At 64.3% G+C, this 1,975-nt stretch carries 3 protein-coding genes; all 3 read left to right on the top strand.

What is annotated here, in order from left to right:
* The first annotated feature begins 114 nt into the window (after positions 1 to 114).
* A complete protein-coding gene (locus KIH45_RS18985) occupies positions 115 to 336 on the top strand; it encodes an aspartyl/asparaginyl beta-hydroxylase domain-containing protein (protein ID WP_066769435.1) in 222 nt (73 codons plus the stop codon).
* Positions 337 to 405: 69 nt separating this feature from the next.
* Positions 406 to 1,434: an alpha/beta hydrolase gene (locus KIH45_RS18980; RefSeq protein ID WP_066769428.1), complete on the top strand. Its 1,029-nt coding sequence runs from the start codon at positions 406 to 408 to the stop codon at positions 1,432 to 1,434.
* A 215-nt stretch (positions 1,435 to 1,649) separates the two neighbouring features.
* Entirely contained in the window at positions 1,650 to 1,964 is a 315-nt protein-coding gene (locus KIH45_RS18975; protein WP_066769423.1) for a hypothetical protein, read from the top strand.
* Positions 1,965 to 1,975 lie beyond the last annotated feature (11 nt).

Genomic DNA, 1,975 nt, shown 5'->3' with positions numbered 1-1,975 from the left:
GCAGTGGAATCTCATAATTAAGGGCAAAAAATATCCCCGAACGCGTCGTGTCTCAGATTTAAGGGCAACGCGACAGCGCCCGATTGCGGCAGCGAACAGGCCCCTTGGCTTGAGGTGGATGGCCAGCGTGTTCCCTATGCCGAAGGCGAGGGGCTGTTGTGGGATGACACTTTTCCGCACGAGGTGCTCAATCCCGGCCCCAACCCGCGGCTGGCCCTGCTTTTGGACATTCGTCGCCCGGTCACCCGGTTGCGCCAGAAAATCGCGTTTCGGGCGATCATGCGCGGTGGGCAGCTGTATAGCTGGATCAATGAGGGGCGGATGCGCGCGGCCTGAGGCGCACGCCCCCCTTGATCCTGCCGGGATGTTCGTGCATCTTGGGGCAAAGCCTTTGGGGGGGACAGGATGAACAAGCTCTCGATGCTGCTGAAACTGGCAATCGTTCGCGCGCCCGAACCCGTGGCGGCGCTGTGGTTTGCCGGTCGGCGCAAAGTGGTCGATGGCCGCAAGATCGACGCCAAGGCGCAGGCCTTGGGCGAGCTGTTCAACGCGGTGCGGGTGCCGGGCGTGATCCCCACGCTGGAAGACAGCCGCCGCTCGCTGGTGGTGCTGGCAGACAAGTTCGACACCCCGTCCCCCGCGCAGGTCACCAAGCGCGATGTCAGCATCGCGGGCGCAGATGGCCCGCGGCCCGCGCGCGTCTATGACACCCAGCCCCAGGCAAAGGATCGCCCCACGCTGATCTATATCCACGGCGGCGGTTGGGTGCTGGGCGGGCTGGATACCCATGACGGGCTGTGCGGTCAAATCGCGCTCGAGGCGGGGATCCGCGTCATTTCACTCGATTATCGGCTGGCGCCCGAGCATCCCTGGCCCGCCGGGCCGGATGATGTGCTGGCCGCCTATCGGGCCGTGCTGGATGCGCCTGATGACTGGGGCGTCGATCCGGCGCGGCTGGCCGTCAGCGGCGACAGCGCGGGCGGCAACCTGACCGCCGTGCTGATGCATGATCTGGCGGGGCTGGGCCTGCCGATGCCCAAGGCGCAGGTGCTGATCTATCCGGCCGTGGACAGCCGGGGGGAAACGCCCTCCATGACCTCGCTGGCCAAGGCCTATGTTTTGCCGCGCGACCGCATCGACTGGCACATGGATCAATATGTCCCGGCGGTCGAGCAACGCGGCGATCCTCGGGTCTCGCCCATCTTTTCGGACCGGCTGACGGGCCAGCCGCAGGCGCTGATCCTGACCGCCGGGCATGACGCGTTGCGCGATGACGGGGCGATGTATCATCAGGCGCTTGAGGCTGCGGGCGTCACGTCTGATCTGCACGAATACTCGGGGCAGATCCACGGTTTCGTGTCGGCCCGCCGGGCCGTGCCGCAAGGGGCGCAGGCCACCACGCAGATCAGCAACTGGCTGCGTCGGACACTCTGAGCGCTTAATCATCGACCATGGCGCACAGACATGGGGCCGTTATGCCCGCACAGGTTGCGCATCGCGGGGCCGTGGCACTCTGTCGCGCATCCGATGGTTGATTTTCGTAGGCCAAAGGCGGACCCTGAGACCTGAAGTGCCGTGCGGCACATAAGCGCCCCACGGCTTTGCGGCTTCCGATCTGTTTCGGCGGCCCCACGTTGTAGGAGGTCATCATGAAGTCCAGTATTTCCTGTGCCGCGCTGCTTGTCGCTCTGTCGGCGGGGACCGCGCAAGCCACCGGCCCGATTGCCCCGCCGCCGCCTTACGTTCCCGAAATCGTTCCGATGCCCGACCCCGATTGGGGCGGGTTCTATATCGGTGGGTCGGTCGGCCTGTCGCAGGGCGACATGTTCGATATTGGCGGGCCGTATGATCTGGCCGATGACAGTTTCACAGGCTCGATCTTTGCGGGCTATCGCTGGTGTCGCGTAGCCCTTAATTGTGAGATGAGAAATCCAACGAAATCAACGGCCTTGCTTTGCCCTTAAATATGATATTT

It is taken from the genome of Croceicoccus gelatinilyticus, from assembly GCF_018398395.1.
Lineage (GTDB): Bacteria > Pseudomonadota > Alphaproteobacteria > Sphingomonadales > Sphingomonadaceae > Croceicoccus > Croceicoccus gelatinilyticus.
The sequence above is the reverse complement of the archived record's forward strand: the minus strand, read 5'-3'. Positions and strand labels throughout refer to the sequence as shown.